The 21,986-nt window shown below is 58.4% G+C and carries 19 protein-coding genes and 4 pseudogenes; 6 read left to right on the forward strand and 17 right to left on the reverse strand.

The features are described 5' to 3' along the window. Positions 1 to 20 precede the first annotated feature (20 nt). Complete coding sequence (locus AC070A_RS33895; protein WP_492383639.1) at positions 21 to 428, forward strand: adenosine-specific kinase; 408 nt, start codon at positions 21 to 23, stop codon at positions 426 to 428. Positions 429 to 617: 189 nt separating this feature from the next. Here AC070A_RS33895 and AC070A_RS33900 read toward each other — a convergent pair whose 3' ends face one another. After that, a complete protein-coding gene (locus AC070A_RS33900) occupies positions 618 to 1,013 on the reverse strand; it encodes an adenylate/guanylate cyclase domain-containing protein (protein WP_492383640.1) in 396 nt (131 codons plus the stop codon). On the opposite strand from AC070A_RS33900, the pseudogene AC070A_RS33905 reads away from it, so the two are divergent. Continuing rightward, positions 1,000 to 1,771: pseudogene (locus AC070A_RS33905) on the forward strand (IS6 family transposase). The gene AC070A_RS33900 and the pseudogene AC070A_RS33905 sit on opposite strands and share 14 nt — an antisense overlap. Before the next feature lie 112 nt (positions 1,772 to 1,883). On the opposite strand, the pseudogene AC070A_RS33910 reads toward AC070A_RS33905, so the two are convergent. The 8 genes and pseudogenes from AC070A_RS33910 to AC070A_RS33945 all read right to left on the reverse strand — a co-directional run. Next, positions 1,884 to 2,684, reverse strand: a pseudogene (locus tag AC070A_RS33910) (IS1595-like element ISRm32 family transposase); the annotation flags it as partial. Positions 2,685 to 2,693: 9 nt separating this feature from the next. After that, the gene (locus AC070A_RS33915) at positions 2,694 to 3,620 is read right to left on the reverse strand and encodes an XdhC family protein (RefSeq protein WP_057248796.1); all 927 of its coding nucleotides are present in this window, start codon (positions 3,618 to 3,620) and stop codon (positions 2,694 to 2,696) included. A gap of 146 nt (positions 3,621 to 3,766) precedes the next feature. After that, positions 3,767 to 4,783, reverse strand: coding sequence for a zinc-dependent alcohol dehydrogenase family protein (locus AC070A_RS33920; RefSeq protein WP_057248635.1), 1,017 nt, complete (start codon positions 4,781 to 4,783; stop codon positions 3,767 to 3,769). A gap of 22 nt (positions 4,784 to 4,805) precedes the next feature. Further along, positions 4,806 to 5,189, reverse strand: coding sequence for a cyclophilin-like fold protein (locus AC070A_RS33925; protein WP_375293079.1), 384 nt, complete (start codon positions 5,187 to 5,189; stop codon positions 4,806 to 4,808). A gap of 55 nt (positions 5,190 to 5,244) precedes the next feature. Next, the gene (locus AC070A_RS33930) at positions 5,245 to 6,435 is read right to left on the reverse strand and encodes an MFS transporter (protein WP_057248634.1); all 1,191 of its coding nucleotides are present in this window, start codon (positions 6,433 to 6,435) and stop codon (positions 5,245 to 5,247) included. 187 nt (positions 6,436 to 6,622) lie between these two features. Further along, complete coding sequence (locus AC070A_RS33935) at positions 6,623 to 6,997, reverse strand: c-type cytochrome (RefSeq protein ID WP_113737585.1); 375 nt, start codon at positions 6,995 to 6,997, stop codon at positions 6,623 to 6,625. Then, positions 6,994 to 9,240: a xanthine dehydrogenase family protein molybdopterin-binding subunit gene (locus AC070A_RS33940; RefSeq protein WP_492383641.1), complete on the reverse strand. Its 2,247-nt coding sequence runs from the start codon at positions 9,238 to 9,240 to the stop codon at positions 6,994 to 6,996. Before AC070A_RS33940 ends, AC070A_RS33935 begins: the two co-directional genes overlap by 4 nt. 13 nt (positions 9,241 to 9,253) lie before the next feature. Beyond that, positions 9,254 to 9,700 (reverse strand): (2Fe-2S)-binding protein, encoded by a 447-nt coding sequence (locus AC070A_RS33945; protein ID WP_057248632.1) that lies wholly within the window; start codon positions 9,698 to 9,700, stop codon positions 9,254 to 9,256. A 158-nt stretch (positions 9,701 to 9,858) separates the two neighbouring features. On the opposite strand from AC070A_RS33945, the gene AC070A_RS33950 reads away from it, so the two are divergent. Then, positions 9,859 to 10,755: a LysR family transcriptional regulator gene (locus AC070A_RS33950; protein WP_113737583.1), complete on the forward strand. Its 897-nt coding sequence runs from the start codon at positions 9,859 to 9,861 to the stop codon at positions 10,753 to 10,755. Between the two features lie 20 nt (positions 10,756 to 10,775). Here the strand turns inward: AC070A_RS33950 and AC070A_RS33955 are convergent, their stop codons facing one another. Beyond that, positions 10,776 to 12,242, reverse strand: coding sequence for an adenylate/guanylate cyclase domain-containing protein (locus tag AC070A_RS33955; protein WP_162771000.1), 1,467 nt, complete (start codon positions 12,240 to 12,242; stop codon positions 10,776 to 10,778). A gap of 494 nt (positions 12,243 to 12,736) precedes the next feature. Here AC070A_RS33955 and AC070A_RS33960 point away from each other — a divergent pair, with 494 nt between their 5' ends. Next, complete coding sequence (locus AC070A_RS33960; RefSeq protein WP_113737581.1) at positions 12,737 to 13,207, forward strand: cyclophilin-like fold protein; 471 nt, start codon at positions 12,737 to 12,739, stop codon at positions 13,205 to 13,207. 253 nt (positions 13,208 to 13,460) lie between these two features. On the opposite strand, the gene AC070A_RS33965 is transcribed toward AC070A_RS33960, so the two are convergent. The 4 genes and pseudogenes from AC070A_RS33965 to AC070A_RS33980 form a co-directional block, all read right to left on the reverse strand. Beyond that, on the reverse strand, positions 13,461 to 13,754 hold the full coding sequence (locus AC070A_RS33965) for a type II toxin-antitoxin system RelE/ParE family toxin (protein WP_057248628.1): 294 nt from the start codon (positions 13,752 to 13,754) through the stop codon (positions 13,461 to 13,463). Then, positions 13,751 to 14,059: a type II toxin-antitoxin system RelB/DinJ family antitoxin gene (locus AC070A_RS33970; RefSeq protein WP_057248627.1), complete on the reverse strand. Its 309-nt coding sequence runs from the start codon at positions 14,057 to 14,059 to the stop codon at positions 13,751 to 13,753. The genes AC070A_RS33965 and AC070A_RS33970 overlap by 4 nt, the downstream gene beginning before the upstream one ends. Positions 14,060 to 14,316: 257 nt before the next feature. Continuing rightward, positions 14,317 to 14,979: a phosphatase PAP2 family protein gene (locus AC070A_RS33975; protein ID WP_113737580.1), complete on the reverse strand. Its 663-nt coding sequence runs from the start codon at positions 14,977 to 14,979 to the stop codon at positions 14,317 to 14,319. Between the two features lie 2 nt (positions 14,980 to 14,981). Continuing rightward, positions 14,982 to 16,511, reverse strand: a pseudogene (locus AC070A_RS33980) (ISL3 family transposase); the annotation flags it as partial. 561 nt (positions 16,512 to 17,072) lie between these two features. Here AC070A_RS33980 and AC070A_RS33985 point away from each other — a divergent pair. Further along, on the forward strand, positions 17,073 to 18,767 hold the full coding sequence (locus AC070A_RS33985; RefSeq protein WP_113737578.1) for a flagellin N-terminal helical domain-containing protein: 1,695 nt from the start codon (positions 17,073 to 17,075) through the stop codon (positions 18,765 to 18,767). Between the two features lie 180 nt (positions 18,768 to 18,947). On the opposite strand, the gene AC070A_RS33990 is transcribed toward AC070A_RS33985, so the two are convergent. Together AC070A_RS33990 and AC070A_RS33995 are read right to left on the reverse strand one after the other, a co-directional pair. Beyond that, the gene (locus AC070A_RS33990) at positions 18,948 to 19,301 is read right to left on the reverse strand and encodes a hypothetical protein (RefSeq protein WP_113737577.1); all 354 of its coding nucleotides are present in this window, start codon (positions 19,299 to 19,301) and stop codon (positions 18,948 to 18,950) included. Between the two features lie 247 nt (positions 19,302 to 19,548). Continuing rightward, positions 19,549 to 20,334: a thermonuclease family protein gene (locus tag AC070A_RS33995; RefSeq protein WP_492383643.1), complete on the reverse strand. Its 786-nt coding sequence runs from the start codon at positions 20,332 to 20,334 to the stop codon at positions 19,549 to 19,551. 115 nt (positions 20,335 to 20,449) lie between these two features. Here AC070A_RS33995 and AC070A_RS34000 point away from each other — a divergent pair. Then, a pseudogene (locus AC070A_RS34000) lies at positions 20,450 to 21,232 on the forward strand (ATP-dependent DNA ligase); the annotation flags it as partial. 50 nt (positions 21,233 to 21,282) lie between these two features. Here AC070A_RS34000 and AC070A_RS34005 read toward each other — a convergent pair. Continuing rightward, the gene (locus AC070A_RS34005) at positions 21,283 to 21,879 is read right to left on the reverse strand and encodes a hypothetical protein (RefSeq protein WP_113737575.1); all 597 of its coding nucleotides are present in this window, start codon (positions 21,877 to 21,879) and stop codon (positions 21,283 to 21,285) included. Between the last annotated feature and the right edge of the window lie 107 nt (positions 21,880 to 21,986).

Consider the following 21,986-nt stretch of genomic DNA (forward strand, 5'->3'; position numbering starts at 1 on the left):
GCGAGACTGTCCGCGATTTAGTGAAACGACTGTCCGGGATTTACCGGAATCGCTGTCCCGTTAATCCGAAATCCGCATACTGCGCGATAACCTGGCCGGGTAATGACGAATCCATGCTTGCCCTGGCGCGCGACAACGCATTGGCCATCAGCGCCGACGACACGTTCCTGATCTTCCTGGGCGACGGATTCCCGTCAACGTGCTGGAACGCCGAACGTCGTGAAGTTCCTGGAGCTCGCTGTTCTCTTGGGCTTCGATCCGCACGAAGCAATGAAACAGTTATCTCGAGGCCAGGAATAGCACTACGCAGGCGATCCGATATGAAGTGGGATCAGGAGCGTTCCACTCGATACATTATGCGATCATTTTGGCCCTCCCCCCCCGAACGTGAACAACCTAGCAACACGCCGTTTGCACGGGGCTCGTGAAGGACGGTTCCGTCGCCTCCATTGCGGTTCTCGGGGGAGGAGCCTGACGGGAAAATCGTGCCCCACAGCGGTCTTCTGATTTTGGCCGGCAGTGGTTAGCTGTACGTTGACCTGGAAGCTGGATCCCACCACCGCGAGCGCGCCACCCGGTTACCTTTCTTGCAATTATCAGCTAACTGTTCGAATGAGTCATCCCGGTCTTCGGGCCGACCAACAGCCTATGCCGATGCGAATGCACACGGTGCGTTCATGCGGATCATGCAATCGGCCGGCAGCATTGAGCATTTCGATCCCAAGACGAACCAGGGCAGCGGCATGATCCGATCGCGCCACGGGCACGCCGCTGACAACCATATAGTTGTCGCCCGTGGTTTTGATTTTCTCTAGGCCATGGCGCTCAACCAGCTGATCAAAGGCCGTGAAAACGTCGTTGAGGAATTCGACAAGTCGAACAGGCGAAGTTTGGCTCGCTTCGGCGGTGGACCCTGCCATGTCGGCGAAAAGAATGGCTCTGTTGCAAAAATCCCGTTGATGTCCGAACGAACGCCGAAGATTTGCAGCGAGACTATTGATGAGCGATTTCAAGTGGCGCCATTTTCAGGGTGAAGTGATTTTGTGGGCGGTGCGATGGTATTGTCGGTATGGGGTGAGCTACCGCGACCTTGAGCATATGATGGGAGAACGAGGTGTGCCCGTCGACCATTCCACGATCTATCGTTGGGTCCAGAGATATGCGACGGAGATTGAAAAGCGGCTGCGCTGGCACTGGCGCCGGCCGCGGTCAACGAGCTGGCGCGTAGACGAAACCTATGTGAAAGTCCGGGGACAATGGACCTACCTTTACCGGGCCGTCGACAATCGGCAACACGATCGATTTCTATCTGTCCCCGACTCGCAATGCCAAAGCCGCCAAGCGCTTTCTCGGCAAGGCGTTGAATCGCCTGAAGGACTGGGAACAGCCAACCGTCATCAACACCGACAAGGCTCCGACTTATGGCATTGCCATTGCCCAATTGAAGGCCGAAGGCAAATGTCCCGGAGGCCTTGTGCACCGGCAGGTCAAATATCTGAACAACGTCGTTGAGGCCGATCACGGCAAGCTGAAGCAACTGATCAAACCGGTGAGAGGATTCAAGACGCTGAAAACGGCCTATGCGACGATCAAAGGTTTCGAGGTCATGCGCGCTTTGCGCAAAGGACAGGCCGCGATCTTCAACCTGACGGGTGACGTCCGTGGAGAAGCACGCATCGTTGAACGCGCTTTCGGCGTCGGACCGAGTGCGCTGACGGAGGCTGTAGCACTGCTCGCTCAGAATTTCGAAAGCCGCGAGGCTGCCAGGTAATCGACGTCCCGACCAACGGCCAACATAACCAAAATGGGAGTTTGCAACAGAGCCCTCGCGACCACAGGGTTTTCATCCGTTCCCTGCCATTTCGGGTTTTCCGAACAGCCTAGCCCGTCACAATGCGCTGTGACCAGCGGAAACCGATCTCGTGGAAATACAGGTCGGCGTGCTGCGGGCTGATATGATGAAAGACACCGGCAATGGTGCGGCGGATGCGGGCATTGAAACCTTCGACCGAATTGACATGAACGGCGTCACGAACGTATTCGCGGCTGGAATGCTTCACAGTGTCATGCCTGGCATAGTTCTCGCCAAGGGCTATGAACGCTGTCGCCTCATCGCTCATCAAATAGGCGTCGGGGTCGATCTGCGCTTCGGCGGCGCGCGCCGCTGCACGGAGCGAAAGACCCGTCACCACCGCAGCACGCGCGTCACCGGCCGGAGTGCCGGGTGTGACGTCATCTGGCCGCTGCACGATCACCATGACCGGCGTCTTCTGGGTATTCGGTAGACCTTTTCGGCCTCGTCCAGGTGGTGGATCGTCCGGATTTATTCTTGCTCGTCCACCGAGATAAAAATGGTCGATCTCCACCGTGCCATCGAGCATGTGTTCGCGCGCCGCCATGAGACGCAGCGCGTGTCCCATCCGCCAGGCCGTCGGTTGGCTCACGCCCAGAGCCTCGGCCAGGCGCACCGAGGACAAACCTTTATCCGACTGCAGCATCAGCCACATGCCCCTCAGCCAGACACTCAGGGGAAGCTTTGTGGAATGCAGCGGCGTGTGTGTCGTCACCGTAAACTGGAAGCGACAATCGCCGCTGGAGCATTGATAGAGACCCGGACGCGCACGCCGCTTGCCCATATCGCGCCCGGCGATCGCGATCGAGCGCTTGTAACCACAGGCGGGGCACTCCCAGTATCATCCAAATGCCCACAAGCGGGACGCGGCAACATCCGCAAGGACCGAAAGTGCCAGCGACGCAGAGTCTCGCGCAGGGCCGAACAGGCCGATCGGCGCCTTGATACGTGCCAGTTCGATTTCGCTGTGCCCCAGTCTCAACAATCGGTCGAGACGCTGTCGGTGCGTCCGCCTGCTCCCCAGAGCGCCAAGGTAAAAGCATGAGGTTTGCAGCGCCGCTTCAAGCACCGGAATTTCCTGCTCCAAGTCATGATGCAGAAGCAGGACGGCCGAAAAGGGGTCAACGATCTCTCGGATCAAACTCGATCCTCTGTCTGGAGCCAAGACAGTTACCTCAAATCCCGAACATTCGGCGAGGCGTGCAACGCTTCGCACTTCGATCGTCTGCCCTGAGATGATCACTTTTATGCTGGGACGATAGACGGTCAAAAAACTGCCGCCTACCCATCTGGCGCGGTCCGCCGGGCTGGCCAGCACCAGCGACTGTCGCTCTGGCCAGTACCGGAGACCGATGGCTTGGCGTTGCTTCAGGTATGTGAGGGCTTTTTCGATTTCTTCGACGCGTCGCAAGACATGGATTGCGACCGTGATCCCGCCTCCGCAAGGAAGCACAACGTCGAGGAACGGGGATCCATCACCGAACGACACGGTACGGTCGCATCCGTCTACCATGGCAAGAAGTGCTTCAGCGGCGACCGCAGCTTCGACACATCCACCGGAAACGTACCCCGCAAAGCGACCGTCGCTTAGGATGATCACCTGAGAGCCGAGTGCACGAGCCGCGCCGCCGCGAATCTCGACGAGTGTTGCTATCGCAACCTGTCCTGCCTTGAAGGCGTCAGCGGCGAACGTGAGGAGTTCAATCGGTTCATCCGTGAGAAGCGCTCTGACAGGTGTTGGCAGCGCGTGAAGTGAGATATCGTTCATCAGATCCATACGGTCGACCGGCGCCGCCTCCTCGGCGCCAGCTTTAACGGCAAGAATGGAGGCGCCCCGCTTGCCGCGCGGTGTCTTCAACTGCGCGGCAACGGCGATTCAGGTGGGATTACCCTCCCCGGCAGCTTGTCTCAGTCTCAAACCCGCAACAACGCCTTGATCGCGCGGCGTTCGTCCATCGCACGGTAACCTTCTGCGACGTCAGCGAGGGGAATTTCGAGATCGAAGACCTTACCCGGGTTTATTTCCCGGTTAAGCACCAAATCCATCAAGTACGGAAGATAGCGACGGACGGGAGCCGGGCCGCCCATCAGACTCTTCTGGGCAAAGAACAAGGTCTGTCCGTCGATCTGAACACCATGGGGAACTCCGACAAAGCCGATGTGCCCCCCGGGTCGAGCGCAGTTCATCGCCTGCGTCATGGCTTCTTGCGTTCCTACGCATTCAAGCACGGATTCGGCGCCCACGCCGCCGGTCAGTTCCTTGATCCGGGCCACACCTTCGTCGCCTCGTTCCGAAACGATATGTGTGGCGCCGAATTCCAGCGCGAGATCCTGACGGGCTTTGTGGCGGCTCATGGCGATGATCTTGTCGGCCCCCATCTGCTTGGCGGAAAGCACACCCATCAGCCCGACGGCCCCGTCGCCGACGACGACCGCCGTCGAACCCGGCTGGACTCGTGCCGCATCTGCTGCATACCAGCCCGTGCCAAGAACATCCGAAACGGCTAAAAGGCTCGGAATGAGATCGTCGGCCGGCATCTCCGGCGTTGCGACCAGGGTGCCGTCAGCAAGAGGAATTCTGGCATAGGGCGCCTGCGCACCCGACATGAACTCGCGCTGTTCGCAGGAGGATGGAAACCCGAAGCGGCAATGGGGGCATGTATTGTCGGAGATGCAGAATGATCCCACGACAAACTGGCCAGGCTTCACCGTCTTGACCTCGTCGCCGACTTCGACGACCACGCCGCAATATTCATGACCCATATGAGCCGGCCCGCCCATCGGCTGGAGCCCGCGGTAGGGCCAGAGATCGGAACCACAAACACAGGACGCCGCCAGCTTGATGATAGCGTCGGTGGGCTTGAGGATTTTCGGCTCGGCGACCTCCTCACAACGGATGTCGCCTTTGCCGTGCAGAACCGTAGCCAGCATGCTTCACTCCCTTTCGATGGTGTCAGGACAAGCGCTCGATGCGAAGCGGAAATTCGCCGCGCGTCAGCAGGGGCTCGACGCCGCCATCAACGCGACCGAGCCGGATGAGATCTCTGGTGGAGACGTAATTTCCGTAGAAGAAGGCGAGATTGCCCCACGGGATATAGTAGCAGAGGTCCCCGGGGGCTGTGTCTGGAAAGGGGCCTCTTGCTTCCAGGTTGAGCTTACGCGGCATATAGGCAATTTTCTCATTGCCGAAATCCGAGAACGTCAAATCGAGCGGAAGCATCGAGGCAAAGTCACGTGCAGACTGATTGTCGTAGAGTGTCACCGTGACGTCGTGGTCGGCAAAAATGAAGCGTACCTTCATGTTCGTCTCCTCAGTCCATCCGAGGCGCGGCTGGATCGCGCCGTCAACGCCACCGCTGAGCAAAGTCGGTGTGTGAGCGCGCGGGCCTGTTTCATTTTGAACGCTCCCAATCAATGCACGCCGCCCAAGCGGCCACCGACGAACCCAGCAGAAGTGCTGCCGCCAAAGTGAACGAACTCCACCATCCGCTCCAGTCGAACAGGATCCCACCAGCAGCCGCGCCAACGGTAATGGCAAACTGGATGACAGCGACCTGGAGGCCCCCGCCCGCCTCTGCGTCGTCGTGGAGAACCCTGCTCAGCCATGTTCCCCATCCGACAGGGGCGGCGGTGCCAAAGAAGCCCCAAGCAATTAATAGAGCAGCGACTGCGGTTTTTTCCGAGCCCAGTGCAATGAGCATTACAGCTATCGCCGCCATGACAAGGGGAATGCCGATAACGATCGAATAGAGACGCGTAGCAAGCAGCGAACTGATGCTCCAGGTCCCGATGACGCCGGCGAGGCCCATCAACAACAGCACCAGAGACAAAGCGGAAACGGAGTAGCCTGAGACGGACTCGAGGAAAGGTCTTAGATAGGTGAACAGGGCGAATTGGCCCATGAACAGCAACAGAATTGCTGTCATGCCAATCGCAACCTGCCTGCGCTTGAGCAGTCGGAAAACATTGCCGGTAGCGCTTCTTTGGCGCGGCGGCAGCGAGGGCATGCTCAGCCATTGCCAGACAAGCGCAGTCAGTGCCAGCGGTACCACAAAAAAGAATGCCCCACGCCAACCAATGTAGTCGCCCAGAAAGCTGCCCAGCGGTGCGGAAATTGTCGCCGCAATCGCGTTCCCAGCATTCAGGATCGCAAGACCCTTCGGCACAGCGCTCGCCGGCAGAAGGCGCATGACAATCGCGGTAGACATCGACCAAAAGCCGCCAATTGCGATACCGAGCAAGGCGCGGCCGATCATCAGGAGTGTGTAGTTCGGGGCAAACGTAACGATGAGCCCCGAAACGACCAAGAGAAGCGACAACGAGGACAGGACGGCCTTGCGATCGATGTTGCGTGTGATGCCTGCGATGAACAGGCTTGTCACCACGGCGAACAGTCCCGAAATCGAGATTGCCTGTCCGGCCTGGCCCTCGGTCATGGCAAGATCGTTTGCGATCGGCGTCAAAAGACTGACGGGCATGAACTCAGAGGCGATCAGCACCGCGACGCACAGTGCCATGGAAACAACGGCGCCCCACGCTGCAGCGGGACTCGTTATCGTTTTATCGTATGTCACTTGTGTCATGATGTTTCGCCCTTCAACTCACGGGTGGTTTTCTCCCTCCCAACTGACTAGCATTGTGGAAGCAATCGAATTAGCCGCCGCGCTTCGCTTGCATTAATGGAAGTGACCCATAAATCCGCGACCGCGCAAAGTACCGGGTGGCAACGCCGCGTACGACGCCGCCACACGCCGGATTGTTTCTAAAGCCCTAGTGCGAGCCAAGGAACTCGATAATCGCGCGCCGCTCTTCGGCGTTGTTGAAGCGCTGCGTCATGCGCGTTCCGCGGACCATCGCGCCGGGGTTTGTCAGGTAGGTCTCCAAGGTCTCCGGCGTCCACGTCACGCCGGATCCTTTAAGGGCGGGAGAATACTTGAAGCCCTCGACACTTCCGGCCGACCGGCCGATCACACCCTGCAGATGAGGTCCAACACCGTTCCGATTGGTGGCAAGTTGATGGCAGGCGCCGCAGCGCTGTTCAAACAACCGCTCGCCTGGCGACGCGTCCGTTCCTTGGGCATAAGCAGGCGCACAAGCGCCTGCCATGATGAGAGAGGCCAATGAGGCAAGGATGAGCGTCTTCAACCGTCGACTTCCTTGAGATCGAGTTTGGACAGAGGCAGGCTTCGGATACGCTTGCCGGCGAGCACCGAAAGGGCGTTGGCCACCGCCGGTGGAACACCAGGTAAGCCCGGTTCACCGATACCGCCCATGGGCGCACCGCTTTCGACGATCCGGACATGGACCCGCGGCATGCGATCCGGCGTCAGGATCTGATAGCCGTCGTAGTTGCGTGCTTGCGGCATGCCGTCCACGTAGACCACTTCTTCAAGGAGGGCCGAGGAAAGACCAAGGGCAACGGCCGAGTTCATCTGCGCTTCGATGATTGCGGGATTGACGATGCTGCCCGGATCGATTGCCACCCAGACATCGTGGACGGCGATGTCACCGTCTCGCAGCGACACTTCGGCGATCGTCGCAACCTCGCTGCCAAAGGGTGAGGCCATGGCAACCCCTCTCGCCCGCCGGGTGCCGTCTTCGGCAACAAACGGACCTCGTTTCCACCCGCCGGCGAGATCGGCCACCGCTTCAAGAAGCGTCCTGTGGCGCGGACTGCCGGCCAGCAGACGATGACGCAACTCGTAAGGATCCTGCTGACCTGCATCGGCCAACTCGTCGAGGAACGTCTCGTAGAAGAAGTCGTTCATCGAGTGGCCGACGGAACGCCAGAAGCCGATGATGGCGGGATCATCCACGTGGATCTGACCGACACGGCGGTTGGGGATTGCATAGACTTTGCCGGCGATACCCTCGACGGCGGAGCTGTCGACCTTGTCGGGCTGGCGACCAAACCAGCGGCCCGTGGGTCCTTCTCCGACCGCGACCGCCGAGAGTGCCACCGGCATACCTTTGGCATCAAGTCCGCCGCGGAAACGGACCGCCGCCATCGGCCTGAGCGCGTCACGCAAGAACTCCTCCTCACGGCTCCAAAGAAGCTTGATCGGACGCCCGACCGCCTTCGCAAGCTGGATCGCCTGGGGATACGGGTTCGCTGTCTGATAGAGAAAATGCCGCCCGAGGAAGCCACCGAGCATCGGCGAATGAATGATAACCTTTTCCGGAGCAATGCCAGCAAACTTCGCGGCATCGGCCTGGAACATCTCGGGTGCCTGGTTGGGTAGCCATAACTCGAGGGATCCATCCTCGTTCCAGCGCGCGAGCGCCGATGGGGGTTCGAGCTGGCCGTGCACGAGATAAGGCGCGTCATAGACCGCCTCGACAACGCGAGCTGCGCCCGCAAGCGCACCAACCGCATCGCCCTCCGTTTCGAAGGCTACGCCGTCGCCGGACGCCGCTTTCAATTTCGCCATATGCGCTGCGGACGAAAAATCGGCTGGCATCGGGTGCGATGCCGTGGAAGCGGCCTCAGTCCAGTTCACCTGCAAGGCCTCGACAGCGCGGCGGGCGCGCCACCAACTGTTGGCGACCACGGCAACTGCGCCCGGAAGTCTGTGGACGGAATGGACGCCGGGCATGCCGCGAACCTCAGCTTCATTCTGCATGGCCCCTGGCTCGCCGCCGAGCCGCGGGCTGTGCTGGACAGCGGCGTAGAGCATGCCGTCGATCTTCTGATCGATGGAGTACTTCGCCTTGCCCGTTGATTTGTCGCGCGCGTCAAGCCGCGCAAACGGCTTGCCGATCCAGCGGAAGTTCGCCCGATCTCGGAGCGGAACCTCAGCCGGCAATGGCAACGCGGCAGCGTCGTCGGCTATTTCGCCATAAGGGACCGTACGACTTGATGCGGCGTGGATCACTTTGCCTGGTTCAGTCGAAAGCTCGGATACAGGCACGCCAAGCTTTGCTGCCGCCGCCTGAAGGAGCATGTGCCGCGCGGACGCGCCGAGTTTGCGCATCGTGTCGTAGCTCATGCGGACGGACATACTGCCGCCTGTGAAACGCCCGCCGCCCGTCAGGAGGTAGTCGGGACCGGGCGGCGCACCTTCGACAACGAAGTTCGCGGGATCGACATCCAGCTCCTCACCGACGATCTGCGCCATGGCGGTGAAGATCCCCTGCCCTCCTTCGATGAAGGCACTGCGGAAAAGGACGGTGCTATCGGGCCGGATTTCCAGGAATGCCGCAACCCGGGAGCCCGGCGTGATAGCCGCAGGCGCGGCCGCCAACGCGCGGGTCCGGCTCGCCGGAAGGGTAACGCCAAGAACAAGCGCGCCCAGGGACGCGCCAAGAAAGCCGCGACGGGATACCTTGAAAGGCTTGCCGTTCTCGCTGGCCAGAACCTCGGGGGCAATGGGCCTCATGTCATTCATGGTGCACCTCCGATCAAGCTTGGGCGGCGTCGCGGACGGCCGCGGCGATTGCGTTGTAGGTGCCACAGCGACAGAGGTTGACCATCGCGCCGGCAATGTCGTCATCACTCGGTTTGGGCGTTTGCTTCAAAAGCGCGGTGGCCGCCATAACCTGGCCGGACTGGCAGTAGCCGCATTGGGCGACCTGGTTGGAGACCCAGGCCTCGACAACTTTCTGGCCGATCGGATCATCAGCAACGGCTTCGATCGTCATAATCTCGGTGCCGGCGACGCTTTCTACGGGTGTGACGCAAGACCGCGTTGACTGCCCATCGACAAGCACCGTGCAGGCGCCGCATTGGGCGAGGCCGCAACCATATTTCGTCCCCGTCATTCCAAGCTCGTCGCGCAGAACCCAAAGCAGCGGCGTATCGGGTTCGATGTCGACCTGATGTTTTGTCCCATTGATCGTGAGTTCCATAGTGGTCTCCTCGGGTTGCACGTGATGCCTCGAACCAGGGCCGAACTGTCTCACCGCACACGCTAGCAAAGGACGCGGCTATGGATTAGTTGCCGTGCTTCGCTTACATTTATCGATATGACGCATAAATGGGCTAGGGCAGGACCAAGCGGGAAGCGATGGCCAGAGAAGACTTCAACGACCTCCTATGGTTCCTCGCCGTTGCTGAGGAACGAAACTTTACGAGGGCGGCCGCCAAACTTGGCATAACCCAGTCGACGCTAAGCCATACGATAAAGCGGCTTGAAACCAGAATGGGGCTAAGACTGCTGACACGTACCACTCGAAGCGTTGCGTTGACCGAAGCCGGAGATCGCGTCTTTCAATCGCTTTCGCCCAGGATATCCGCCATCAGGAGCGATTTGGCGGCACTTACGGCGTTGCGCGACACGCCGTCGGGTAAGATTAAGATCACCCTGTCGGACCATGCGCTCGAAACCATCGTTTGGCCAAAACTGCAGCCGGTCCTTTCGAAATATCCCGACATCAAGATCGAATTGAGCCGTGACAATGGCCTGCGCAACATCGTGGAGGATGGCTTTGACGCTGGCGTGAGGCTGGGCGAGAGTATCGAGAAAGATATGATCGCGGTCAGAATTGGACCCGACTGGCGTATGTTGGCCGTCGCCTCGCCCAGGTATCTTGCCGGTCGAGTCGTTCCCCAACATCCGCAGGATCTGATGCAGCACGACTGCATCAACATGCGGCAGCCAACCGGCGGCGGCCTCTATACCTGGGAATTTGAGAAGAACGGGCAGGAGCTTCGCGTCAGGGTCGACGGACAACTCACGTTCAACACTTCCTACCCCATGGTAGATGCTGCGCTGGCTGGCCATGGAATTGCTTTTTTGCCGGAAGACCTGGCGACCACACATATTGAAGCGGGACGTCTGGTCGCGCTGCTGTCAGACTGGTCCCCACCCTTCTCCGGCTATTATATTTACTATCCGAGCCGACATCAGAACTCGCCGGCATTCAAGGTGGTGGTGGACGCATTGCGGTATCAAAGATCGTAAGTGCGGTTCACAGGTGCGTTTCAATCCACTTGCTCCATCTCGCTCGGGACCGCGTGCTGACGCCGGCTCGCTCCCCTTCCACTTTGCTGCTGTTCGGTGGGAGGGAGATACCAGACCGCGATCGGTCGGCGACGCCCGCGCACGAAGCGGACCTGGTCTGGCTGCAGTCCCTGGACAATGGACGCCGGGTTCGAGCTTTGAGCTCTTGCTGCGGTAAGGAGATCCTCGCTGACTGCGAGTGGCGTGCCGATTTTGCGCGTCAGCCGTTCGAGTCTGCTTGCAACGTTCACGGTGTCACCCAATACGGTGTATTCCAGGCGGCGCTCGTCTCCGATATTTCCGACGATTACCTCGCCATAGTGAACGCCGATGCCAACCTCAATGACATAGTCGCCGCGAGCGACGCGCTGCTCATTCCAGAGCCGGATCTGCTCCAGCATTTCACGGGCGCATGACAGCGCTCGCGCTGCATCATCGGGCCGGGGACGTGGCGTGCCGAAGTGCACCATGATCTCGTCGCCGATGTATTTGTCCACTGTCCCGCCATGGTCAAACGCAACGGTCGCCAGGCGGGCATGGAACTCCTTCAGCAGCTTCACGAGATCCTCCGGCGCAAGCCGCTCCGATATTTTGGTAAAACCAACCATGTCGGCAAACAGGATCGCGGCAGTCTGGAGCGTGGGTTCCCCGAAGCCGCTCGACACGCTCGACAGCTCACGCACGATGTTCGGCGAAAAGTAGCGTGACAAGGCACTGCGCTGAGCTTCTGCTGCAACCTGCCTGCGCACCAGCCTGCGTGAGCGCCAAACAGAAATCGCAAGGATGACCGTGACAAGCACCAGGAACATCGTCTGATAGGAGAGGTTGATCAGGCTGACAGAGCGGGGATCGAGCACCAGCGCAATGATGTCTGCGTCACTAACGCCACCATTCAGCAAATCACTTCCATAGGCGATCGAGTTGGGCCGCGTGGCGATCCGGCAGTAGGCAATGTTCCAGATGACGATCGTGACCACGCCGCTCCAGATGACCAGGGCCGGCGAGTAGCTGAGCGCCATGCTCACAAGGAAAACGCCCAGATACAGGAAGTTCGGCAGCCGAAGATTGAGTTGAGACGTCCAGCCTTCGACAGCGAACGGCGATGGCGTCACAAAGATATAGGTCAAGACCGCGGCATCCACGGCCACGAACAACCAAGTCGCCACCGTCGCGTAGCGACTGTTGCGAGCCAAGCCAAAGGAAACTGCATTGAGAAGTGCAAACGCTACGATGGCCACCACATAGAGGCCCGAGCGGTCGAGAGGCACGGCAAGGAGCGCCCCCGCTGCGAGCGTTCCGAGGGCGACCAGTCGGCCCCAGAACATATAGGCGAGACCCTCATTGACTTCGCGGTCGATAGCGTCTCCAAGCGCATTCGACGAGCCGGACGAAGCGCCCCTTTCACCTACCGCGAACCGCTTGCTCGCGAGCCGTGCGACGCCCCTCAAGGCTGTCCTCCAAAGCTGCAGGTCTGCATGAAATCGCATTCTCGTCGATGCTTTCCTTGAAAAAGATCCGTGCGGTTGCCGAGGTGGTGCGCGCTCCGTCCGATGTGGTGGGGATCATAGCCGCCATCGCCAGGATCGATTAGAGCTGGAAACGCGCAAGCGGTTATGATGAGGCTCAATGAATTGTATCGACAGCCACACCCCACTCCCGCTCTTTCCGAGCACGGTCCCGCTGTCGAATTCGATCGCGTATTCTACTCCTGGCAACCAATGGACGTTCCAGCCCACAGAAAGCGAAGGCAGTATCCTCGACGCTTGCCGCCTCGCGCAGCATTCATGAAATACACCCATGACTGCAAACGATCCGACAGAGGTAATCGGATCACGTTCGGCCAGTTATAGTCGCCGATATCGAACGAATGCGCGGCGTTTCGCCCCGCGACCGTTGCATCGGGCAGCGTGTCCCAGTTGAAGTGTCGAAGAGAATCGAACAAATGCGAAGCCCCAACCGCCAAATGACTGCGATCCTTTTCGCAGCCTTCTTCACTACTTTGGCTCCCAGCGCCTTCGCACAGACAAAGCATCGCAAGGCGACGCCTGTAGTCGGCACGGTGGTGCGGTTCACCGGCGGATCGACGTCGGTGGACGTAAAAATAGGCGAAGACAACCCAGCAGTCCGTGACTTTCTTTCAATGCTCCCGCTCAAGCTGAAGCTTGAGGAGTTCGCCGGTCGCGAAAAAATCAGCTATCTCCCTCGGAAACTTAAGCACACCGGATCACCCGGATCCGATCCTGAAGACGGTGACCTCATCTACTTCATTCCCTGGGGAAATCTCGGCTTCTATTACAATACGGCCGGAATCGATTACTCAAACCAAACCATTCACATCGGCACCTACAAGGCGTCGTTGGGTACACTCGAGAAGCTTGCGGACCAGCCAGTCACCGTCAAGATTCTCCAATAGCGGCTGCCATGGCGCCACAGTCATGCGTCGAGCAAACCACGATCAGGCAGCGGGTCGAATAGTTGCTGAAGGTTTTTTGAATGCACGGCGAGAAGTGACGGTTGCCACCCTGTGTGTTCCGGCCCGCGTTGGAAAACCTTGGAAAGGCGGAGGCCCTGGGACGCCTCGATCTATCGGCGATTGACCGTCGACGGCGCACCCCTCGCCTTGAAAGGAATCGAACCGCCGACAGCCAAAAGAATTGGCGTAGGATTTACTCGTCGCCGAGCTCAAAGGGCCATATCTGGGCACCGTGCAGAATGCGCAGAATGCGAACGCGGTCGACTGTCACCGTGTAGGCGGCGATGTAGGGAGTGCGAGGAATTACCAACTCCCGCGTTCCCTCAATTCGACCAGGGCGGCCGCTTTCGGGAAAGTCGAGGAGACGCCGAACTGCATGCGCAATCTCCTCGTCGACGTGCACCGCCGCTTTCGGGTTTTCACTTTCAATGTAGCTGAAGATAGCGTCTCGATCGTCAAGCGCATACTGCGCCCAGACAAGCCTCATCGGTCGCCAGCCCCGGCCTTACGCAGAGCTGCCGCCCGGCGCTCGCGAAAGCGAGCCTCAGCATCCGCATCCTCGTAATCAGGTCGCGTATCCTCGAGAGCCTCCAACACTTTGGCGCGGAACCAGGCATCGTGGGCGTCACTGCTACCGACCATCTCGAGCGGTAATGAGCCTTCGTTCGCCGTTCGCGTCAGAAGGATACGAACAGCATCCGAGACAGTCAGCCCCATGTTTTGCAGGACAGCCGTGGCGCGGTCCTTGATGTCAGCATCAATCCGCGTCTGGACCAGTGCATTTGCAGCCATGACAAATCTCCTTCACAAGGCCAATGTAATGCACCTGCATGACAAAATCCAGTATCATCGCGAATGGTGAGACTTCGGAGTTTAGCCGCTTCCCTACGATACATTATGCGATCATGAGAGAACGGACGTGGAACAATTGCGGAAAGCATCCGATTGACGCCAGTTGGCCGCAATCGCGCAGGCCGAGTTGCGATGAGCGGCGACGATCGCCTTCCCGGACAAACCCGCATTGTTTCGTCAAATGCGTTGTTCTCGTTTCAGCTCGAGCGGGTTCGGTCAAATGCCCCGTCTGTCCGCGTCGGGCAGAGTGGTGGAACAATCATGCGCCCTGTGAGCCACCACATGGTCAACGCCACTGCGGCTGCCAGGTAGCCATCGACGGCATAGTGCCAGCCAGTATAGATTGAGCCGTAGAAGATCAGAGCGGCGAATGCCCAGCCGGCCGCGCCAGACCACCTATTCAACGAAGACAGAAACAAAGCGTTGAGGACTGCAAGCGCCACATGCACACTGGGCATCGCCGAGATACCTCCGCCGAACCCCGACCTACCGGTCTCATAAAGAGTGAACAGGTAGTCTGAATAGCCACGAACAAGATAGCTGTGCTCGATCCCGTCCATGGCAGCTTTGAGGCCATGAAACCGTGTTTCCTCGGCAAAATGGTCGTAGAAGACTGGCCCTACCGAAGAAAGCGCGGCGGCAAGGATGGTGCCGGTGGTTACGAGCGTCAAAGCATGAGCCCATAAATAGCGAACCCGGCCTACCCTGTTAGACCAGAGAGCCACGTAGAGTATGGTACCGAACCACTGGGCAAACCAAACAACGTCGTAGCATTTGAGGACGAACAGCGACCATATTTCACTGCTGAAACGGTGGGCCAGTTTCCATGCCGGTGTCATTTGGCATTTAATTAGGTTCATCCTCAATTTCTGTGATTCAGCGGCAGCATTCTCGCCCTCATCAGTTCTGGGCCGGCGCGACCGTACATTGCACGCTTCAGCATCTTGAGACGATTGATTTGCCCTTCGGCTTGACCGTTGCTCCAAGGGAGTTCGATTGCATTTTTGACGGCATCAATATCCCGGCGCAAAACGCTGGCGAAACGCATGATTGCCGTGAGCTCGGTGGCGATGGCATCGTCGATCCATTCATCCAGTGCCTCCGAGCTCCTGCTGCGCAAGATGCCGTTGAAGCGCATGGCCAAGCCACGCATTATGGCGAACACTGTCGAGCCCTGCTTCAAAGCATTGACCTTTCTGGCCTGACGATCTGTCAGCAGGCCGCGCGGTTTTATGCACAAAGCTGCGGCAACCACAGATGAGATCATATGGCCGGTGTCAGGATCGCGGACGGGTTCTGAAACATCCACATCCGGAGGCGGGTCGTCGGGTTGAATGTTTTCGGCTTCACGCCACATCTTCAACAGGCGCTCCAGATTGGAGCGGCTACCTGTGTAGCCGCGGTTCTTGATATCGTAAAACAGATGGCGCCCAACGCGGTTTCCATTTTTCCAGCATTCGGCCAGGAAAGCTTCAAAATACAGTGGCGATGTCGGATTCAATGCCGCCCGATTTCTGTCTCGAGGTGCATTGGAAGTAAGCCAATTCGCGATGCTGCGGCGCTCGTATCCGGTCCGCCTTGCAATCTCGCTGTAGGTGAGGCCCTGCTGCCGCAAAGCTTGAAGCGCGTCGAATATTTCCTGACGAGATTGCCTGTGCGCCAAGCGGGCACGGCGCTGTTGTGACCTGGCGCTGGCGATAGCATCTTCGGAGAGAATGGGTCTAACATGGGCGTGACCATAAACGCTCATCTGTTCCTTGATTGCCTCCCTGAGATTTTGGACCAGATGAAAACGGTCAGCCACCTGGCGGGCCTGCGGTGCGCCCTCTCGGGCTGCCTGAGCATACAAACCACAGCGATCTCGGCTCACGACCTCGATCGTCGGACGCTCTTGCAACCAAGCTTTTGCGCTCTCGACGCTGCGGTCCTCCAAAACATCGACGACCGAATGACGCTCAAGATCGACCATGATCGTCCCGTACCGCGAGGAATGCCGCCAGCTCCAATCATCAATGCCCACAACCCGAATAGTGTCTTTTTGTATGGACGCCGGATTATCGCGCTTCAATTGCCGCAAGATCGTGTCGTCGCTGACCGGCATGCCAAGCCGATGCATCAAGTATTCACCTGGGCGACCGCCCATCCTGTGGCCAATCAAGCCTACAATCTCAGCCATCCGTTCAGTTCGTCGCATGTAGGGCGAAGCAATCTCGGGCAACCTGTCGGTAAAGGTTCGTCGCCCGCATTTCCGGTGTCTACACTGCCACCGGTTCAGTGCGAGTTTGATTTTCACAACTTGACCCTGAACAGGCAAGTCCTGGAGGCGGCGGTTGTGCCAGCCGTGCCGGTGCTGGCGCCGCCGATCCTCACAGCGAGGGAATTTGAATCCGGCGCATTGGTAGCAGCGTTGCCGGAATATGACCCGGTTGAGATCGGGTCATATCGTTACCAACGCCGTTCGGAATCGAGAGTGGTCCGGCGATTTTGTAGCTGGATGGACGCCGAGGCACGCAATCTCGCTTCGGGTCTGTCGAGGGAAATCATCAACGCCCCATAAAAAAGCATCGCCCGACAAAGCGAAGCAGTGCCGCTCATCTAGTGATCGTCTCCATCAGGGGCTGCTGGGTGTGCATCCAGGCACCAATTCCACTCGCGCGACATCGGCCGCACGCTGCGTGGGTAGCTTCGCGTTCCGAGGGCGGCCCTCGGTACTGCTGTCCGGGAAAATCGACATAGGCTGCTCTTGATCGGAATCGAACTCGCGACCAGTCTTGAGGCAGCTCAGCCCGGAGGACGTCGAGATACGCGCTAGTAAATGGGCACCGCCAGAGCCGTTAGCACAACCTAAAGTACGAATTGATAACACTTCATTAACAAGTTTTCTATTTGAATTTCCTCGCATAATGCATTCATACGGTCATGACGACCTTTAAGATTTCAATCCAGGTTTGTCATGACCAGCATCAATACGAACATCGGCGCAATTGCTGCGCTCCACACCCTCCGGTCGATCAACAGCCAGCTCGACACCACCCAGAACCAGGTGTCTACTGGGTATCGTGTTGGTGTCGCGGCAGACAATGCCGCCTACTGGTCCATCGCGACCACAATGCGTTCCGACGGCCACGCCATGAATGCGGTTCAAGATGCCCTGGGACTTGGTGCTGCCAAAGTTGATGTGGCCTACGCTGGAATGGAATCCGTGATCGAGGTCCTCACCGAGTTCCAGGCAAAGCTGGTTGCGGCCAAGGAGCCGGGTGTCGATAAGGCGAAAATCCAGAAAGAACTAGAACAACTTAAGAGCCAAGCCACCTCAATCGCTCAGTCGGCGAGCTTCAGCGGAGTCAATTGGCTGAACACGGCGATCACCGACATCTACGACGCCGCGCAGTCCACCACAAAACTGATTAGCGCCTTCGTCCGCGACGCGAGTGGGAATGTATCCGTAGAGAACACCGGCGTCGATCTACTACGCACCGCGCTCTTCAATTCGACGGGCGGCGGCATTCTCCAGGCAGATAATCGCAGCCCCGGCACGGTCGGCGGCATTCGTAACACGATCTATAACTTCCCTCCCGTGGGATGGAGCTTTAGGGAAGATTACACTTTTAGCGGTCCGTTGACGTTCGTCGATGGCACCACAGCTGTAAGCTTCACCCTCAACCTCGACGCCGATGACCCTGCGACGACGACAGGTCCACAGCCGGGTTTTACGCAGACCTACACTATCGATCGAGCCACCATTGACGCTGTGAACCCCAGTTGGAACGGCGTCGTCTCCAACCGAGCAGAATGGCGCCAAGTATTGCAGTCCGTGATCGGTACTCGAGTTATAATTTATCAGGACAGCACAAATCCCGCCCTTTACGCCATTCAGAGCGCAGAAACCTCCGCCAGAGGCTCCTCGTATTACATGAGCGGCGTCAACTCCACTCTTAGCGTCGGGCTGACCGGCGGCCTTCAGGACAGCCCGGCGATTGGCTACGGCACTCGTGCCTTCACCTACAGCTGGTGGGATGGCGCATTCGAGTTGAAGCCTACCGTTGAAGCGTACATCGCGGTCACTGAAAACGATGTTGGAAAGACACTCACGCTGACGGAAGACACCGTCATGGCAGCGCTTGGAACCACCAATGGCCAAGTCAACTCCCTCGGCGACTACCTCCAGGTATTGAACTATGCATTCGCTGACCAAGGTATGAGCATCAAGGCTACGCACCTGGGATCAGGACTTATCCGTTATGACCTGGACGAGACGACAAGACCGGAGGCAGGACGCAAAACCTCCTTGGGTATCACGGGAGCCACTGACAACATTGGCAATCCTCCCGAGTTCGGGCTGTTGGATGTCAATGTCACGGGCAACTACAAGCTCGACGGATACATCAACGGCGTCCAGACAATGCTAGCAAAAGCAATTGACGGTGCAGCGTTCCTCGGAGCCGTGAAGACAAGGTTAAAAATCCAGGAAAACTACAACAAGCATGTCATCGACGTTGTTGCAAAAGGTGTGGGGCGGCTCGTCGACGCCGACATGAGCGAAGCCGCCTCGAGATTGAAGGCTCTGCAATCACAACAACAACTGTCGTTGCAGGCGCTGCACATCGCCAACTCGCAACCCGAACATATCCTGCAGCTGTTCAGGTAAAAGCCGACCCGGTCAGTATCATGGAACTGCAACCATGAGATCTTAGGTTTCCACGCTGCTTTGCTTCGACGGGGCGGTCGTCGGGGGAACTCGTCATCGAGCGCTAGGCGGACATGCGTTCTTATCGAACACTGTTACATTGGATACATTATGCGATCTTCTTGGCCCAAAAGGTGAACATCACAGCAACGCGCCGTGCCGCGCTCCTGAGAGCCAACTGCTGCCCCGGCATGCTGACGCCATTTTGGTGTGCAACTCATATTCCGCGGCCTCACGGTCACAATGCGCCCGAAACAGGTAGGGCAGCACCTTGTCTCCGATCGCAGTGACCGAGACCGATAGCTTACGGTGCGTGAACTGGATGACCTTGCGCGCCGCGGTCTCGATGCTGAGGTCGCCCTCGGGCGATAGTATCGCGGTGATGGTATCGAGGTCATTCTTTCCGACCGCGGTTCTGAACTGCGCGCGGACAAGCTGCCCGATCGATGCGAGGATCTGGTGCACAAAGCCGTAGATCGCCGCTGCCCCGCCCACGAACACATTTCCGGCAGGACAGGAAAAATTTTCGCTTAACTCATCGACTTCCGCGGATATGCCCTACCTTTGTTGAGCAGCTTCGCTCTACTGGTTCCCCTCTTCAATGGTGCCAACTTTTTCCAACGGGGAAAGTGCGGAGTCAATGACAGGCCATGGCTCAATTAATGGTTGGGATCCCGATTAGCGGTCAGGCCGTGCGCCGATTCCACTCTTCAGATTCCCCCGGCTTAACGAAGTCCGCAGTTTACCCGCACCACGGCCGTGGCGTCGGCGGACAACTGGTATCCCGGCAGACAAACGAAACCGCCAAGCCCTCGGAAATCAGGATATCACCGACGTCACGACCATTGACCGTGAGCGTTCCGCAACTCCGCCCGTGATTACATTTGTTCGTACCTTCCGTTCCGGGTTTGCAGGAACAGGCGACCCTGGTCACTGTCGGCGTTCCGGACGCGACGAGCTCTCTCAGCCGCTCGCTTGCCCGATTTCCAAGTGCAGCTTCACGCGGGCATTGTGGCTCGAACTTTTCCGGCGTGTTGAAGCCGACAAGTCGGACACGTGTACCGTCGCTCATACGAACCGTGTCGCCGTCGGTGACCGTGAAGGATAGAGTTTGAAAGTCGGCAGACGGCGCTGTTGTACCAGCGCTGAAACCGTTCTTCGGAAGCCATTCCGTCAGCGTCTGCCCGACGAACAGCGCAATCATCAACAGCATCAACGCGAAGAATTTGATCTCTCTATGGCCCCAGCGCCACGGTCGGGCTCTTCGCCAATGGCGGCGCCCGGAGATTTGCGTTCTCCGGTTCGCCGACACCGGTTTGATGAACGAAAGATCGGCATGACCAGGTAGCCTTGTCAGCTTCCTCAAGGTCATCATTTGCTTTTCGGTCAGCCGAGCCCGCGGGCCGTAGCGCTCGATCTTCTGCCGCATGTCGATGAGGAACTGGCGCTGCCAGGCTGTTGGCCGTCCTTCGCGCAGCACATCGTCGATCCGACTACGATAATACGTGACCTCGACTTCGCTCAGCAATAATCAGCCCCCCAGCCACCAAGATCATAGCTCAACGCGGACCAAAGGCGAGCACCTCAGTCAAATCTATTCCACCGCGCAAAGGAATTTTAAGCTTTGCTGATACACTGCCGGCATGACTAAGCGTCCTCGCCCGCCTAGATCGAAACCGTTGCTGCGTGACGAAACGACCTCGATGCAGAGCGGCCGTATTCGCACGCGCGATCCTGCGCAGCCAAAGCTCCCGTTTGATCCGATGCCCAATCGCGTCCAGCCGGCGCTTGCCTTTCTGATCAAGAGACCACCATTGACCGGCGATTGGGGGTGGGAGAGCAAGTGGAACGGTTACCGGCTGCACGTTCACATCGAAGCCAACCACGTGAAAATTCTCACCAGAGGCGGCTTCGATTGGACCAATCGGTTCCCGGCGATTGCGGAAGCGGCTCGAGCCTTGGGACCAACATCGATGATCCTGGATGGCGAAGCAGTCGTTCTCGACGAGCAAGGTAGGTCGGATTTCAGCCTGCTGCAGAAGTCGCTCGGGGCATCCGGACGAAAGATCGGAAACCAGGTCTCGCCGGCCCTGCTCTATGCGTTCGACCTCCTCTACCTCGATGGTCACGATATCCGCAACGTCGAATATCGAACCCGACGGCATCTGCTCGAAGAAACCTTGCGCGGCCACGACGGCGCGATCCTGCTCTCCGAAGAGGTCCATGCCGACCCGGCAGAACTGCTTGAGCATGCCTGCAGGATGGAATTGGAAGGCATCGTCGGCAAGCGTCAGGACAGTCCTTATCGTTCCGACCGCTCCGGCGACTGGATCAAGCTTAAATGCGTCCGGAGCGGCGCGTTCATGGTAGTCGGCTACGAGCCGTCCGCTTCATCTCGGGCCGGATTCGGTTCCCTGCTGCTTGCTTTGCGAGGGCATAGTCCTCGATCTCAGACAGCACCATCGAAATAGCTCGCTTACACGGATTTCGAATGCCTTAGTAAGTCTTCATCACCAGGTGTGAGAGTAATCCGCTTGTCACCAAGTTGCTCCACCTTGAAAATGTAGCTCTGCTTCGCAGGCCCAACAACCCAGAACACCTTCGCGCCGCGCTCGACTAACCCGTTGTATTTCTTGATCGAGTTACGCATCGTGGCATTACCAGTCACATCGACCATGCCCTCGCCACGTAGTGAGGTTATGTGTTCGACGAGCTTTTCGACCTCCTCGGCACTTTTCTTGATTTCAGCAGCGATAGATTCGTTCTCCGCGTCCTCCTTTGGGTAAGCCACAAGGTCGAACTCCCATTTCTTTGACTGAGTGCCGATCAACTCGGCAGGCCAGCCATACTCGAAATGAAGCCGAGCGAGGGCGGCGAACGTGATGACAGGCTCGAGCCAGATCGTGAATGTTCGGGGTACCGCACTCTTTTCGAATTCCCAAAACAACTGCTCTTTGGCTGAGCTCTTTGCTGCTGTATACAAGCCGCGTCCGACATGCCTTACCAGGCCGCCTTCGAAAGCACGAAGGAAGTCACATGCATCGGCGTCCGAAACCTGGGCAGAGTTGTCCATGAAGCCTGCCCTCCCCCAACCGCGCGAAGGGTGGTCGCAGTATTGCGGGATGAGTTCAGCGTGTAGAAGTTCAAGAAACCTTGTTCGGCAGCCCATGCCCGTCACCC

The sequence above is a fragment of the Ensifer sp. GW101-20A05 genome (assembly GCF_059424735.1).

Excerpts from the sequence above, each read along its gene's own strand:
- AC070A_RS33950 (WP_113737583.1), top strand. The coding sequence starts at position 9,859 with ATGGCCAGAGAAGACTTCAACGACCTCCTATGGTTCCTCGCCGTTGCT.
- AC070A_RS33920 (WP_057248635.1), bottom strand. The coding sequence starts at position 4,783 with ATGCTGGCTACGGTTCTGCACGGCAAAGGCGACATCCGTTGTGAGGAG.
- AC070A_RS33970 (WP_057248627.1), bottom strand. The coding sequence starts at position 14,059 with ATGGCTGCAAATGCACTGGTCCAGACGCGGATTGATGCTGACATCAAG.
- AC070A_RS33940 (WP_492383641.1), bottom strand. The coding sequence starts at position 9,240 with ATGAATGACATGAGGCCCATTGCCCCCGAGGTTCTGGCCAGCGAGAAC.
- AC070A_RS33945 (WP_057248632.1), bottom strand. The coding sequence starts at position 9,700 with ATGGAACTCACGATCAATGGGACAAAACATCAGGTCGACATCGAACCC.
- AC070A_RS33915 (WP_057248796.1), bottom strand. The coding sequence starts at position 3,620 with ATGAACGATATCTCACTTCACGCGCTGCCAACACCTGTCAGAGCGCTT.
- AC070A_RS33975 (WP_113737580.1), bottom strand. The coding sequence starts at position 14,979 with ATGAACCTAATTAAATGCCAAATGACACCGGCATGGAAACTGGCCCAC.
- AC070A_RS33965 (WP_057248628.1), bottom strand. The coding sequence starts at position 13,754 with ATGAGGCTTGTCTGGGCGCAGTATGCGCTTGACGATCGAGACGCTATC.
- AC070A_RS34005 (WP_113737575.1), bottom strand. The coding sequence starts at position 21,879 with ATGGACAACTCTGCCCAGGTTTCGGACGCCGATGCATGTGACTTCCTT.
- AC070A_RS33985 (WP_113737578.1), top strand. The coding sequence starts at position 17,073 with ATGACCAGCATCAATACGAACATCGGCGCAATTGCTGCGCTCCACACC.
- AC070A_RS33960 (WP_113737581.1), top strand. The coding sequence starts at position 12,737 with ATGCGAAGCCCCAACCGCCAAATGACTGCGATCCTTTTCGCAGCCTTC.
- AC070A_RS33930 (WP_057248634.1), bottom strand. The coding sequence starts at position 6,435 with ATGACACAAGTGACATACGATAAAACGATAACGAGTCCCGCTGCAGCG.